Raw genomic sequence first — 13,864 nt, 5'->3', positions numbered from 1 at the left:
ATAAGAAGAATCCGGATCTTTCCTTGGAAAGATCCGGATTCTTTTTTCTATAGTGAAGATTGGCTCGTGGGTAATTAACTCCCAGCCTCAGTCACCCAGCTTTCAGCCTTTATATAAGCTCCTCTTCCTGGAAGTACTGAATAATGGCCTTTTTCATAAGCAAAGTCTGCTCATTAGGCTTTAATTCCGGAAGTTCTTCGAGGCTTTCAAACTGTGGCCATCCGTCTTCATAGTGCGTGAATTTATAATATCCAAAAGGTTCAAGTAATCTGCACACTGCAATATGAATCAGGTTTACTTTGTCTTCTTTCGTGTATTTTTGCTGGCCGCTTCCCAGCTCCTGAAGCCCTATCAGAAATAAAAGGGTTTCAATGGGCGGATTCTTCTCAGTCTGAAAATTATCTTCGAAGAACTGTTCTATTTTTTTCCAATATTCGGACTCGTTCATATAATTGATAAATGATGATTAATAATTGATCTTGTTAACGTTTTAATTCTTCACCTAATTTCCTTTTATAAGCAGAGGTTACTTTCAAAATTTCACTGGCTTCGTTAATAAGAATATCTAAATTTTCTTTTTTTAGTATATGGAGTTCATCTATTAACTCCAGCCAGAATAAAGTTTCGTCAGCTTCTTCTACAACAATGCATATTTTGGAATATTTTTCTTTGGTAGATCTGGCTCTGCACATTGCTCTATAGTTGCTTGCTGTGGATGAAACAGATCTGAAAACTTGTTTCCTTATATTTGATATTTTATCAGAATATGAAATATCAGACAACTCATTAATGATTGCAATGGTTAAAGATTTAGTCTTTTGTGCAAACATCTGGTTGTAGTTGTTGTCCATACTCATATCAATTATCTTTTATCAATTATCATTTATCTTTAAAAGAAACGCATATTCTAATGCGTCCTCTTTCAGTGATTCAAATCTTCCGCTTGCCCCACCGTGTCCGGAGCTCATGTCTGTTTTGAAGACTAAAATATTATCGTCTGTCTTTAATTCTCTCAATTTTGCGGTCCACTTTGCGGGTTCCCAATATTGTACCTGAGAATCATGAAATCCTGTAGTGATGAGCATATGCGGATAATCTTTAGCTTCTACATTATCATATGGAGAGTAATCTTTCATATAATGATAATATTCTTCGTCATTTGGATTTCCCCATTCATCATATTCTCCGGTAGTCAAAGGAATTGTATCGTCCAACATAGTAGAAACAACATCTACGAAAGGTACCTGTGCCACGATTCCGTTGAATAGCTGAGGCTCATAATTCACCACAGCACCTACCAACAGTCCGCCGGCACTACCTCCCATCGCATACATGTGTTTCGATGAAGTGTAATTTTCCTTGATTAAATACTTTCCTGCATCAATAAAATCGAAGAAAGTATTTTTCTTGAATAACATTTTTCCGTCTTCATACCATTCTCTTCCCAAATATTCTCCACCTCGGATATGAGCGATGGCATAAATAAAACCTCTGTCCAGAAGTGACAATCTTACATTTGAAAAGCTGGCATCCACAGTATGTCCATAACTTCCATATCCGTACAGAAGAAGTGGAGTATCTGCAGATTTTTTGGTGTCTTTATGATAGACTAAAGAAATAGGAACTTTTGCTTTTCCATCTCTGGAGTCTGCCCAGATTCTTTCTGAAATATAATTCTCAGGGATAAATTTTCCACCCAGTACTTCCTGTTGTTTCAGAAGTTGAGTGGTTTTTTCCTTCATGTTATATTCATAAGTGGAACTAGGCTGTGTAAGAGACGTATAACCGTAACGTAAAATATCTGTATCAAACTCAAGGTTGATTCCTATATAAGCTGTATAAGTAGGGTCTGAGAAAGGTAAATAATAAGATTCCTGCGTCTTTTCATCAATGATTTTGATCTGAAGCAATCCTCTTTCTCTTTCCTCGAGTACCAGATAATCTTTGAAGATTTCAAAACCTTCCAGTAAAACTTCTGCGCGGTGTGGAATTACATCCACCCAGTTTTCCATACCACAGTTATCAATCTTTGCTTTTACAATTTTGAAATTGATCGCATCGTCAGCATTGGTAATGATGTAAAATTCATCCTCATAATGCTCTACGGAATATTCAAGATCATCTATTCTTGGCTGAATAATTGTCCATTCTGCAAATACATTGTCAGAAGGGATAAAGCGGTGTTCGTCAGAAATAGTACTTGAACTGGCGATGAAAATATATTGTAAAGACTTTGTTTTAAATACATTGACATCAAAAGTCTCATCCTCTTCGTGGAAGATTAGAACATCTTCTTCGGAATCTGTTCCCAGTTTATGTCTGTATACCTGGAATGCACGGAGACTCTTATCTTTTCTGATGTAAAAAACATGCTGGTTATCGTTAGCCCAAACAGCTTTTCCTGTTGTATTAGGAATGGTGTCAGGTAGGATTTCACCAGTTTTTAGGTTTTTAAAATTAAGCGTATAGATTCTTCTTCCTACATCATCAGAAGAAAAAGAAGCCAGTTTGTTACCTGGGCTTACTGCTACACTGCCTACTTCAAAAAACTCTTTGCCTTCTGCATGGATATTAACGTCCAGTACAATTTCCTCTTCGTTGTCAAGGCTTTTGTGCTTTCTGCAGAAAATAGGATATTCCTTACCTTCTTCATAACGCACAATATACCAGTACTCATTAAAGAAATAAGGCAGAGATTCATCATCCTTTTTATAACGGGCTTTCATCTCTTCGAAAAGCTCTTCCTGAAGGGCTTCCGTATCTTTCATGATGAATTCTTCGTAGGCATTTTCTTCCTCAATATATTTGATGACTTCAGGGTTTTCCCTTTCATTCAGCCAAAAGTAATTATCGGTTCTTGTATCGCCGTGGGTTTCTAGTATTTTTTCTATTTTTTTTGCCTGTGGAGCTTTCATCCGGGTATTTTATTTTTTATTGAATGGAATAGGTCTTTATACTTTTTCTTCTGAAAGCAAGTAATTTAAGCAGAAATCCACTCAATATTAATTTTCGTTCAAATTTAGGTAAAAAAAAACCATCTTTCCTTTATTGAAAAGATGGTTGATGGTATTTTTATAATTAAAGACTATTTATGAAGTGCTTTAATATACTTTTCAAGGGCCATTGTCATGGAAGGAGTTTCCTTCGTAGGTGCCATTAAATCTACTTTTAATCCAGCTTCTTCTGCCGCTGCCAAAGTCGTGTTTCCAAAAACTCCGATCTTTGTCTCATCCTGCTTGAAGTCAGGGAAGTTTTGTTGTAGAGATTTGATTCCTTGCGGACTAAAGAAGATCAACATATCGTAATCTTTAATCGTAATATCTGTAAGATCACTGCATACGGTACGGTACATAATTGCTCTTGTCCAGTCTGCATTAGATGCATCCATGGTTTTTACAATATCCGGACTTAAAACATCTGAAGATGGCAACAGATATTTTTCAGTTGGAAATTTTTTGAAAAGAGGAAGCAGATCCGAGAAGTTTTTCTCCCCAAAGCTGATTTTTCTTTTTCTGTACACAATATGCTTTTGAAGGTAGTTGGCAATTGCTTCCGACTGGCAGATGTATCTCATTGTATCCGGAACGGCAAAACGAAGCTCTTCCGCAAGTCTGAAGTAATGGTCAATCGCATTTTTACTGGTAAAAATAATACCGGTATACTGCGTCAGATCTATTTTTTGTGTTCTGAGCTCTTTATTGTCAACCCCTTCGACGTGGATAAATGGACGGAAATCAATCTTTATTTTTTCCTTCTTCGCTATATCCAAATATGGAGAAGACTCACTAGGCGCTGGTTGAGAAACCAATATAGACTTTATTCTCATCATTGACATTTATTAAAAAAATAACAACTTCCAAAGCAATAATAATGGTGCGATTTGGAGGGTGCAAATATACAAAAATTTATAATACCATTTTTCAGGAAGAATCTTGTTCTTGTGAAATAAATAGAAAAAAACTTTGAAAATGAAGACAAAAGAAAAGAAGCAGATATAATATAAAAACATTTTATTTTTGTCGATAGGGAAGTAATAGTGGGCTACACAAAGAATTATTAGCAAAAATGAAAGAATGAAATAGAATTTTGTGGAAGTAAAATAGAATATTGTCCATTTTTTTCCATCCCCTATACTTTGATAAAATAAAAAACCTAATGTTGATTTTAATAAATAAAAAAACAGCACCGCCAGCAAAGTATACCCAAATTTGTTGAGCTGATAGCCCAAAAGCTGAAGATCGGCAATATATTTTGGTACAATAGGAATGTACTGTGAAATTAAAACGGACAGCGTAAGAGTCGTCACACATGAGGTGATGATCCAGCTGGGAAGGTTATTGCTCGCATCAAAATACTTTTGAAGCAGAAAATCTTTGAGACTGGCATCCCTTTCTATGACGTTCATCATAAAAACATACAAAAATATACAGCCCACGAGGATAAAAATTACCCAATCATTATTCTCAGGTATTCTTACTTGATTGACGAAGTGTTGTGATGATGGCAAAATTTAAGTTTTTATTATTTATTATTTAACTTCAGATAACATAACCCGGCACAGATTTTCCTATCACCTGATTCATAATTTTGAAGTTAAAATATTTGCTCTCACCGATTTTACGTATTGTCCAGATCTGTTGTATAAAAGTTTCTGTTTCATCCGCTTAATCCCTGAGAAATATTTTTGCAAAATTATAGATTATTTTGTATAAAATAAAAAGGTTAAATAAACTATCTTTGCAAACTGAAATGAAAAAACTCGTCATCATCCCAACTTATAACGAAAAGGAAAATATTGAAAATATTATTTCCGCAGTTTTTGCATTGGAAGATGACTTTCATATCTTAGTAGTAGATGATACTTCTCCTGACGGAACCGCAGAGGTTGTGAAGGAGTTGCAAAAGAAACATCCACATTATCTGCATCTTTCAGTAAGACATGTGAAAGACGGGCTTGGAAAGGCATATATTCATGGATTTAAATGGGCGATCGAAAATAAATACGATTATATTTTTGAAATGGACGCCGATTTTTCACACAATCCCAACGATTTACCAAAACTTTTTGAAGCTTGTAAAAATGCAGATATGGCCATCGGATCCCGTTACTCAAAAGGAGTGAATGTGGTCAACTGGCCTATGGGAAGAGTGTTGCTTTCTTATTTTGCATCCAAATATGTGAGATTTGTCTTAGGACTTCCTATTCATGATACAACTGCAGGATTTGTCTGTTTTTCAAGAAAAGTATTGGAAGAAATAGGACTGGATAATGTGAAACTGAAAGGCTATGGTTTTCAGATTGAAATGAAATTCAGAGCATTCAAAAAAAGTTTCAGAATTGTAGAAGTTCCTATTATATTTACCAACAGAATTTTAGGAGAAAGCAAAATGAACGGTGGAATTATCCATGAAGCCGTTTTTGGAGTATTGAACTTAAAATGGAAATCAATCATCAACAGATTATGAAACTGATGAAAAAGTTAATCTTCATTTTCGTTTTGCTGAGCCTGTTTTCGTGCAGCGGTTATATTGATAAGCCTAAAAATCTTATCGATAAAGATGTGATGGCAGAAATCATTGCAGACCTTGCGATCAACGATCAGGCAATCTATGTATATCCTGAAAAAAATATGGAAGCCGGCACCAGAGCTGTTTTGAAATCATATAAAGTAAAATCTGAAGACTTTGTAGAAAGTTTTAAGTATTATGTGATTAAAGAAGAAATGGAGGGCATCACCAATGATGCACAGGAAATACTGCTGAAGAAAGACCCGAAAGCAGATAAATATGTAAAGGATAAACTGAAACAGAATGGAGCTGTATTACCCTTAGTAAGGTAAAAGCTGTATCTGACTTCTGTTTTATAGGAAATCACTGATAAAACAGTGAATTAAAAAAGGATAGAGATGAAATTTTTTAATATAGAAAAACCTCTGAAGGAAAAGCAAGAGCAGGGGAAATTACCACAGATCACGGGAAGATTCAAACTCCTATTTTTATGCCTGTGGGAACTGTAGCAAGTGTGAAAACAGTTCATCAGAGAGAATTAAAAGAAGACATTAAAGCTCAGATTATTCTGGGAAATACTTACCACCTTTATCTTCGTCCGGGCATGGAAACGATGCAGGATGCCGGTGGTTTGCATAAATTCATGAACTGGGATCTTCCTATTCTTACAGATTCAGGAGGTTTTCAGGTATTTTCACTGGCGAGTAACAGAAAAATGACCGAAGAAGGTGCGAGGTTCAAATCTCACATTGACGGAAGTTACCACATGTTCTCTCCGGAAAGATCGATGGAGATTCAAAGACAGATCGGAGCCGATATTTTCATGGCTTTTGACGAATGTACTCCATACCCTTGTGATTACAACCAGGCAAAATCATCGATGGAGCTTACTCACCGTTGGCTGAAAAGATGTATTGAATGGACTAATGATAATCCTGAATTATACGGATACAAACAAAGACTTTTCCCTATTGTTCAGGGGTCTACCTATTCCGATCTTAGAAAAATCTCTGCAGAAGTAATTTCTGAAGCAGGAGCAGAAGGAAATGCGATCGGAGGGCTTTCTGTAGGAGAGCCTGAAGAAGAAATGTACAGAATTACAGATGAAGTAACGGACATTCTTCCAAAAGAAAAACCAAGATACCTGATGGGAGTAGGAACTCCATGGAATATCCTTGAGTCTATCGGGCTGGGAATTGATATGATGGATTGTGTAATGCCAACAAGAAATGCAAGAAATGCAATGCTTTTCACGTGGCAGGGCGTGATGAATCTTAAAAATGAAAAATGGAAGCGCGATTTTTCGCCTTTGGACGAATTTGGGACCAGTTTTGTAGATAGTGAATATTCAAAAGCGTATCTTCGCCACCTGTTTGTATCTAAAGAATATCTGGCAAAACAGATTGCTTCGATTCATAATCTTGCATTCTACCTTGATTTAGTAAAAGTAGCCAGAGAACATATTATTGCAGGAGATTTCTACGAATGGAAAAACTCTGTAGTACCGGTTCTTAGACAAAGACTGTAAGAGAATATGCTTAAAATTGTAGACAGATATATCATTAAAAAATACCTTGGAACTTTCAGTTTCATGTTGGTGTTATTGTCTATAGTCGTATTGGTAATCGATGTTCAGCAGAAGATTCCAAGGATAGAAAATGCCAAGGCTATTGATCCGAAACTGGATCTGACGTATTTTCTGATCCATTTTTATCCCTTCTGGATCATCAATCTTGTGGTGACATTTCTTTCCATTCTGGTATTTATTTCGGTGATTTACTTTACCTCCAGGATGGCAAACAATACTGAAATTGTTGCTATTATCAGTAGTGGAGCCAGTTTTCATAGGTTTTCCAAGCCTTATCTGTTTACCTCCATTTTTATCGGATTGATCGCTCTTGTAGTGTATCATATGGTTCTTCCATGGGCTAATATCAAAAAAATGAGCTGGAAGCATATACTTATAATGCAGCCAATAAAGAAAAGATTTTAGGAACAGCTCCGGCTTCTTCACAGCTGAGCAAAACAGAATATATCTTCGTTGATTCCTGGAATAAAAGAGAAAAAAGAGGGTCTAGTTTTGTCTATCAGAAATATGATAAAGACAGGAAAATGACTTATGAGTTGAAAGCCAGTGAAGTGTATTGGGATAAAACCAAAAAGCAGTTTGTTTTAAATAACTATCTGGAAAAAACAATCAATAAAGACAATACCGAAAAACTCGGCAACGGAATAGAATTAAGGAAAAATTACGGCCACTCACCGGAAGAACTTTTCCCTAACGAGCTTTTGGGACAAAATAAAACAACGCCGGAACTTCTGAAGTTTATTGATAGAGAAAAAGCAAGAGGAAACAGTAACCTGAATTCTTATCTGAATGAGCTTCATCAAAGAACCTCAATGCCTGTTTCTATCATAATTCTGACATTTTTGGCGCTTTCCCTGTCGTCACAAAAGAAAAGAGGAGGATTGGGAGTTAACTTGGCAATAGGGATTTCATTGGCCTTTATTTTCGTGTTCTCATTTGAAGCCTTGAAAGTGGTGTCAGAAAATAAAAGTTTATCTCCGGCTGTAGCCATGTGGCTGCCCAATATGGTATTTTTGCCGCTTACTCTTTATCTTTATATCAAAAGAGCCAATCAATAAAGTAATTTTATTTCCTTGTGATAAAAGGAATGCATTCCGTCTTCCAGTTCGATCCAGAGCTCACCCTTTTCGTCTGCATGTCGGATGATGCCATTTTGTCGCTCTTTTTCAATTTCAAAGACAGATACCTGATCTTTTCTGAAAAGATTATTATTAAATCCGTCCATAATTTCCTGATCAGAAGGGATGTTTTTTATTTTTTCAGACAGATGTTCATGAAGATTCAATGAAAGCTCTTCAAGATTAAATTGTACACCAGTCTGCGTCAGAAGTGATCCCGCATTCGATATTTCATCAAAATTGCCCTGAAGAATATTGATTCCGGCTCCTATGATGAAATAATTATTTTGATTAATTTTTTTCTTTTCTATTAAAATTCCAACGATTTTTTTACCTTTAAGGATAATATCATTCGGCCATTTGATTTTTACCTCAGAGTCAGACAATTTGGCAAGGAAATCACGAATCACCATTGCGGTATAATAATTGAACATAAAGTCGGAGCACAGGATGTTCTGAGTATTCACTGCCAGCGTATAAGCCAGGTTTTTCCGGCAGTCTGAGTCCAAACATTTCCATACTGACCACGGCCTTTAGTTTGATTAAAAGTATGAAGCCCAATAAAATTTGAATCTCCGTAAAGTAAAAACTTTGTTATTTCGTCATTAGTAGAAGAACATTCTTTCAGATAGAAGAGTTGGCTCATTTAAGAAAACTTTAAGACATTAAGAGGGTAAAAGTAAGGTTAAAGTAAAGAAAAAACAATAAATTTGCAGATTATAGTATTTTTTTAATGAATAAAACAGCAGAAAAACAAGCGTTAATAGATAAAATCGTTGAAGCTATCCAGGATGTAAAAGGGGAAGACATTATGATCTTTGATCTTTCCAACATCGAAAACTCCGTAGCAGAAACGTTCGTGATATGTAGTGGAAACTCAAATACACAGGTAGCTGCATTGGCAGGAAGTGTAGAGAAGAAAGTAAGAAACGAACTGAAGGACAGACCTTGGCACGTAGAAGGTACTGAAAATGCGATGTGGGTGTTGGTAGACTACGTTTCAGTGGTCGTTCATATTTTCCAAAAACAAGTACGTGAGTACTACGATATAGAAGAGCTTTGGGGTGACGCAGTCATTACCAAAATTGAAAATGAATAATAAAAAATTTAAAAAGTCTAAATGAATAATAAAGGATTCAACTGGTTCTTTCCTATTGCAATCATAGCTCTTTTGCTATTCTTCGGCTCCAATTTCCTTGGAGGTGATGCCGCAAAATCTATCGATGAAGATGGTTTCTTTAGAGAAATGCAGGCGGGCAAAGTCCAGAATATAATTATATACAAAGACATAGAGAAAGCTGATGTTTTCCTAACAAAAGAAGCGAAATCAGCAATGGTTTCCAAAACCGGTAAAGAAAACAACCCTCTTTCTGCCTTCGAAATGGCTCCTAAAGCAGATTATTCTGTGAAATATGGAGACCTTCAACTTTTCCTTCAGAAATTTGAACAGGTTAAAGCCAGCAATCCGGTTATTAAAACAACAAAAGATTACGGTACAGGCAAAAGCGCACTAATGGATATCTTAGTTCCTGCGCTGGTTTGGATTTCTATTCTTGGATTATTCTACTTCCTTCTTTTCAGAAAGATGGGTGGAGGTGGAGGTCCTGGCGGACAAATCTTCTCTATCGGAAAATCTAAAGCTAAGCTTTTCGACGAAAAAGAAAGAATTCAGGTAACATTCAAAGATGTTGCAGGATTGGAAGGTGCTAAAGAAGAAGTTCAGGAAGTGGTAGATTTCTTGAAAAACTCTGAAAAATATACAAAACTGGGAGGTAAAATCCCTAAAGGAGTTCTTTTAGTAGGTCCTCCGGGAACAGGTAAAACCTTATTGGCAAAAGCCGTTGCAGGGGAAGCTAAAGTTCCGTTTTTCTCACTTTCAGGTTCAGATTTCGTTGAAATGTTTGTGGGGGTAGGAGCTTCCAGAGTAAGAGACCTTTTTGCTCAGGCTAAAGCGAAATCTCCGGCGATTATCTTCATTGATGAGATTGACGCCATCGGACGTGCAAGAGGAAAAAATAATTTCTCTGGCGGAAATGACGAAAGAGAAAATACATTGAACCAGCTTCTTACTGAAATGGATGGTTTCGGAACAGATACCAACGTTATTGTAATGGCTGCCACCAACAGAGCAGATATCCTTGATAAAGCTTTGATGAGAGCAGGACGTTTTGACCGTTCTATCTATGTAGACCTTCCGGAACTTCACGAAAGAAGACAGATCTTTGATGTTCACTTGAAAAAGATCAAACTTGATGATAATGTAGACAGAGAGTTTCTTGCAAAACAAACTCCAGGATTCAGTGGAGCGGATATTGCCAACGTTTGTAATGAAGCAGCCCTTATTGCAGCAAGAAATAATCATACTTCAGTAACAAAACAGGATTTCCTTGATGCTGTAGACAGAATCATCGGTGGTCTTGAAAAGAAAAATAAAGCAATAAAACCTTCTGAAAAAAGAAGAGTAGCTTACCATGAAGCAGGTCACGCTACGATCTCTTGGTTGGTAGAGCATGCATCTCCACTTTTAAAAGTAACAATCGTTCCAAGAGGACGTTCATTGGGAGCAGCATGGTATCTTCCGGAAGAAAGACAGCTTACCACTACTGAACAGATGTTGGACGAAATGTGTGCAACATTAGGAGGTAGAGCAGCAGAGCAGGTGATCTTCAACAATATTTCTACAGGAGCACTTTCTGATCTTGAAACAGTGACGAAAAGAGCCCAGGCAATGGTAACGATCTACGGATTAAGCCCGAACATTGGTAATATTTCTTACTATGACAGTTCTGGCCAGTCTGAGTACAATTTTGGAAAACCATATTCTGAGGAAACGGCTACCAAAATTGATGCAGAGATCAAATCTATCATCGAAAATCAGTATGACAGAGCGATAAGAATCCTTGCTGATAATAAAGACAAGCTTGATGCTTTAGCCGGTAAATTATTAGAAAAAGAAGTGATCTTCCGTGAAGACTTAGAAGAAATATTCGGAAAAAGAGCATGGGATCCTGAATTGACAGAGAAGCCTGTTACCAACACTATCCCTGAAAAAGATCAGCCGGTAGTAGTGGAAACACCTCAGATCAAAGAAAAAGAAGAACAAAGCGAAATACAGGCTCCAGAAAGCCCGACACAGCTTTAAAACTCTTGAAAAATAAACGTTACAAAAACCTGACAACCTCAAAATTGTCAGGTTTTTTCATATTTAAAGAGATATTTTGGACTCTATTGTAATTTATTTTCTATTTTTGTATAAAGTTGACTAAAAATAGATTAAGTTGAATTTATTCAAGAGGATTGTAAGCAAACTTACCAACCAGCCTGAAGAAGAGGACAAACAGAGCCTGGAGAAGCTTGGGGATTCGCTGAAAAATGCGGATCTTGACTATAAGTTTGCGCAATTATTTACGCATTCGGGGGGATTTTTTAATTATTGTGCAGATGAAGCGGAAGCTCTACAAACTTTAAATCAAATTGTTAAAATAGAAGGGATCCACAACCTTTTTTGTTGGGATAAAGAACTTCAGAATTTTTTGAACGTTGTGAAGTCTACCTATACTTCAGAACTACAGCCGTCCAATGACGCCGCATTTATCACTTGTGAATACCTGATTGCCTATGATGGCAGAATCATGCTTTCGCATAATAATATTCTTCATTATCATTCTTCAAGACTTCCCGACAGAATTATCATCATTGCCAATGTTTCTCAGATTGTAAACAACCTGAATGATGCGATGGGGAAAATAAAAAGAAACGGAAATATCAAGAACCTTACTTCCATCAGCGGAAGCCAGTCAAAAATGGACAGTTCTTCCAATTCCAATACAAAACTGTTTTTATTGCTGCTTGAAGATTAAGCAACCACTTCTAAATTTTAAATTTTGGACAAAAATCTCATTCAAAGAACCATATCAGGTCTGGTTTATGTAGCCATCATTATTCTTTGTTCTACCCCGTTGGGAGCGCAGCTGCTGAACAATATTGCACCTGGTCTTATCAAACAACAGTATCTTTATCATGGATTAATGAGTCTGCTGCTGATTGTAGGAACATGGGAATGTGTCAAAATCATGAAGTTTGGAAATGGCTATGAAAAATGGGTCGTATATCCATTGGTTATTTTTATATTCTACATGTTTTCCAAAAGATATTTTAACCACGATTTCTTTTTTGATTTCAGATTGAGTGAAATACTTGCGCTGGCACTTATAGGAATTGCTGTGGTTACTTTATTCAAATATCCTAACGAATTATATTTTGACAGCGGGAAACTCATTTTTACCGTTATCTATGTAGCGTTACCATTTAGTTTTGCATTGGGACTTCCAAAGTTCTCCAGCTATAACGAAAGCTTCTCTTTAGAGGTGATGTTTCTCTTTATCCTGATCTGGAGTAGTGATACCTTTGCTTATCTGGTAGGAAAGTTCTTCGGTAAACATAAAATGGCACCTAAAATATCTCCTAAAAAAACATGGGAAGGATATGCAGGAGGTGTAGTATTAACACTGGTTTTATCCTACTTTATTGAGCATTATCAGCCGGAGCTGAGGGGGAACTGGATGGTCGTAGGATTTTTAGTGGCTGCCTTTGCTCCGTTAGGCGATCTGGTAGAAAGCCAATTAAAAAGAAATTTCGGTGTGAAAGACAGTGGAAACATCATTCCTGGGCATGGTGGAGTTTTAGACAGGCTGGATAGTTTTATTATTTGCGTTCCTGTCGTATATTTGTACTTTATTTTAGAAAAATTTATTTAGTCTCATGAAATTACATAGAGAATCAAAAGGAACAATTACCGTTGCAACCCTGCTTTTTATTATTCTGGGTGTTGTAGCAATTTATTTCCTTAAAATATGGTCCCTGCTGATCATTATACCTTTGTTGGTTATTTACGGTTTAGTTTTCTGGTTTTTCAGAGTTCCGGATCGTAATATCCTGGATCACAAAGAAAACGTAATCGCTCCGGTGGACGGAAAAGTGGTCATGATCAAAGAAGTGGATGAAGATGAATTTATTAAAGGAAAAGCCATTCAGGTTTCTATTTTCATGTCTCCATTGAATGTGCATATCTGCAGATACCCGGTTTCAGGTGAAGTGATTTACAAAAAATACCACCCTGGAAAATACCTGGTGGCATGGCATGAAAAGTCTTCCACAGAGAACGAAAGAACGACTGTTGCAATACAGACAATGACCAATCATAAAGTAGTCTTCAGACAAATTGCAGGATATGTGGCAAGAAGGATTGTTTTCTATTGTAATGAAGGTGATAAAGCAAAAGCCGGGCATGAGTTCGGATTTATTAAATTCGGTTCCAGAATGGATGTATTCCTGCCTTTGGATACTGAAATTATCTGTAAGATCGGAGATATTACAAAAGGAGGGGAGGATATTATTGCCAAACTGAAAGAAAATTAAAATTCTTATCATAGATATAAATCAAAAGAGAGCCGTTAGAGCTCTCTTTTTTTATTTGATGAATACTGGAGTTGCTAACTTTGTTAGGACACCATTCTTATACTCTTTAACTTTAAGAGTATGAAAAGATCAGAAAAAATTACAGTATCGAGTTTAAGATTCAAGCAGTATCTTTAAGTGAACAACGAGGCAATATATCCTTATTAGCTCAAGAACTAGGGATTTGCAAAGA

15 protein-coding genes and 1 pseudogene are annotated in these 13,864 nt (G+C 36.4%); 9 read left to right on the top strand and 7 right to left on the bottom strand.

Features of this window, described 5'->3' with window-relative positions; all coding sequences use genetic code 11:
* Positions 1-109: 109 nt before the first annotated feature.
* From BOQ62_RS08445 to BOQ62_RS08425, 5 genes are all read right to left on the bottom strand, one after another.
* Complete coding sequence (locus BOQ62_RS08445; RefSeq protein WP_129038643.1) at positions 110-448, bottom strand: hypothetical protein; 339 nt, start codon at positions 446-448, stop codon at positions 110-112.
* A gap of 34 nt (positions 449-482) precedes the next feature.
* Positions 483-857 carry a four helix bundle protein gene (locus BOQ62_RS08440; RefSeq protein WP_228413834.1) on the bottom strand — a complete coding sequence of 125 codons (375 nt, stop codon included), beginning with the start codon at positions 855-857 and terminating at the stop codon, positions 483-485.
* Between the two features lie 15 nt (positions 858-872).
* Positions 873-2,915, bottom strand: coding sequence for a S9 family peptidase (locus tag BOQ62_RS08435; RefSeq protein WP_129038641.1), 2,043 nt, complete (start codon positions 2,913-2,915; stop codon positions 873-875).
* 170 nt (positions 2,916-3,085) lie between these two features.
* Complete coding sequence (locus BOQ62_RS08430; protein WP_129038763.1) at positions 3,086-3,826, bottom strand: uroporphyrinogen-III synthase; 741 nt, start codon at positions 3,824-3,826, stop codon at positions 3,086-3,088.
* Positions 3,827-3,838: 12 nt separating this feature from the next.
* Positions 3,839-4,507 carry a DUF4271 domain-containing protein gene (locus tag BOQ62_RS08425; protein ID WP_129038639.1) on the bottom strand — a complete coding sequence of 223 codons (669 nt, stop codon included), beginning with the start codon at positions 4,505-4,507 and terminating at the stop codon, positions 3,839-3,841.
* Positions 4,508-4,749: 242 nt separating this feature from the next.
* On the opposite strand from BOQ62_RS08425, the gene BOQ62_RS08420 reads away from it, so the two are divergent.
* The 4 genes and pseudogenes from BOQ62_RS08420 (at position 4,750) to BOQ62_RS08405 (ending at position 8,154) form a co-directional block, all read left to right on the top strand.
* Positions 4,750-5,466, top strand: a complete 717-nt coding sequence (locus BOQ62_RS08420; RefSeq protein ID WP_129038637.1) for a polyprenol monophosphomannose synthase — start codon at positions 4,750-4,752, stop codon at positions 5,464-5,466.
* Positions 5,467-5,471: 5 nt separating this feature from the next.
* Positions 5,472-5,840 (top strand): DUF4296 domain-containing protein, encoded by a 369-nt coding sequence (locus tag BOQ62_RS08415; RefSeq protein WP_228413832.1) that lies wholly within the window; start codon positions 5,472-5,474, stop codon positions 5,838-5,840.
* Between the two features lie 119 nt (positions 5,841-5,959).
* Positions 5,960-7,036, top strand: a complete 1,077-nt coding sequence (tgt, locus tag BOQ62_RS08410; RefSeq protein WP_185146793.1) for a tRNA guanosine(34) transglycosylase Tgt — start codon at positions 5,960-5,962, stop codon at positions 7,034-7,036.
* Between the two features lie 6 nt (positions 7,037-7,042).
* Positions 7,043-8,154 (top strand): annotated as a pseudogene (locus tag BOQ62_RS08405) (LptF/LptG family permease).
* On the opposite strand, the gene BOQ62_RS08400 reads toward BOQ62_RS08405, so the two are convergent.
* Both BOQ62_RS08400 and BOQ62_RS23060 read right to left on the bottom strand, forming a co-directional pair.
* Positions 8,148-8,723, bottom strand: a complete 576-nt coding sequence (locus BOQ62_RS08400) for a biotin--[acetyl-CoA-carboxylase] ligase (RefSeq protein WP_228413830.1) — start codon at positions 8,721-8,723, stop codon at positions 8,148-8,150. The pseudogene BOQ62_RS08405 and the gene BOQ62_RS08400 sit on opposite strands and share 7 nt — an antisense overlap.
* A complete protein-coding gene (locus BOQ62_RS23060; RefSeq protein ID WP_228413828.1) occupies positions 8,678-8,860 on the bottom strand; it encodes a hypothetical protein in 183 nt (60 codons plus the stop codon). Before BOQ62_RS23060 ends, BOQ62_RS08400 begins: the two co-directional genes overlap by 46 nt.
* Positions 8,861-8,947: 87 nt before the next feature.
* Between BOQ62_RS23060 and rsfS the strand changes: the two genes are divergently transcribed.
* The 5 genes from rsfS to BOQ62_RS08375 all read left to right on the top strand — a co-directional run bounded on the left by rsfS (position 8,948) and on the right by BOQ62_RS08375 (position 13,632).
* A complete protein-coding gene (rsfS, locus tag BOQ62_RS08395; RefSeq protein WP_129038633.1) occupies positions 8,948-9,313 on the top strand; it encodes a ribosome silencing factor in 366 nt (121 codons plus the stop codon).
* Between the two features lie 21 nt (positions 9,314-9,334).
* Positions 9,335-11,356, top strand: a complete 2,022-nt coding sequence (gene ftsH, locus BOQ62_RS08390; protein WP_129038631.1) for an ATP-dependent zinc metalloprotease FtsH — start codon at positions 9,335-9,337, stop codon at positions 11,354-11,356.
* A 136-nt stretch (positions 11,357-11,492) separates the two neighbouring features.
* Complete coding sequence (locus tag BOQ62_RS08385; protein ID WP_129038629.1) at positions 11,493-12,074, top strand: LUD domain-containing protein; 582 nt, start codon at positions 11,493-11,495, stop codon at positions 12,072-12,074.
* 24 nt (positions 12,075-12,098) lie between these two features.
* Positions 12,099-12,971 carry a phosphatidate cytidylyltransferase gene (locus BOQ62_RS08380; protein WP_129038627.1) on the top strand — a complete coding sequence of 291 codons (873 nt, stop codon included), beginning with the start codon at positions 12,099-12,101 and terminating at the stop codon, positions 12,969-12,971.
* Positions 12,972-12,975: 4 nt separating this feature from the next.
* A complete protein-coding gene (locus BOQ62_RS08375; RefSeq protein ID WP_129038625.1) occupies positions 12,976-13,632 on the top strand; it encodes a phosphatidylserine decarboxylase family protein in 657 nt (218 codons plus the stop codon).
* Positions 13,633-13,864: the final 232 nt, after the last annotated feature.

It is taken from the genome of Chryseobacterium sp. CH21, assembly GCF_004119445.1.
Classification (GTDB): Bacteria; Bacteroidota; Bacteroidia; order Flavobacteriales; family Weeksellaceae; genus Chryseobacterium.
The sequence above is the reverse complement of the archived record's forward strand: the minus strand, read 5'-3'. Positions and strand labels throughout refer to the sequence as shown.

Coding starts and splice junctions, on each gene's coding strand:
- BOQ62_RS08445 (WP_129038643.1), bottom strand. CDS start 448: ATGAACGAGTCCGAATATTGGAAAAAAATAGAACAGTTCTTCGAAGAT.
- BOQ62_RS08430 (WP_129038763.1), bottom strand. CDS start 3,826: ATGAGAATAAAGTCTATATTGGTTTCTCAACCAGCGCCTAGTGAGTCT.
- BOQ62_RS08435 (WP_129038641.1), bottom strand. CDS start 2,915: ATGAAAGCTCCACAGGCAAAAAAAATAGAAAAAATACTAGAAACCCAC.
- rsfS (WP_129038633.1), top strand. CDS start 8,948: ATGAATAAAACAGCAGAAAAACAAGCGTTAATAGATAAAATCGTTGAA.
- BOQ62_RS08415 (WP_228413832.1), top strand. CDS start 5,472: ATGAAAAAGTTAATCTTCATTTTCGTTTTGCTGAGCCTGTTTTCGTGC.
- ftsH (WP_129038631.1), top strand. CDS start 9,335: ATGAATAATAAAGGATTCAACTGGTTCTTTCCTATTGCAATCATAGCT.
- BOQ62_RS08420 (WP_129038637.1), top strand. CDS start 4,750: ATGAAAAAACTCGTCATCATCCCAACTTATAACGAAAAGGAAAATATT.
- BOQ62_RS23060 (WP_228413828.1), bottom strand. CDS start 8,860: ATGAGCCAACTCTTCTATCTGAAAGAATGTTCTTCTACTAATGACGAA.
- BOQ62_RS08440 (WP_228413834.1), bottom strand. CDS start 857: ATGAGTATGGACAACAACTACAACCAGATGTTTGCACAAAAGACTAAA.
- BOQ62_RS08375 (WP_129038625.1), top strand. CDS start 12,976: ATGAAATTACATAGAGAATCAAAAGGAACAATTACCGTTGCAACCCTG.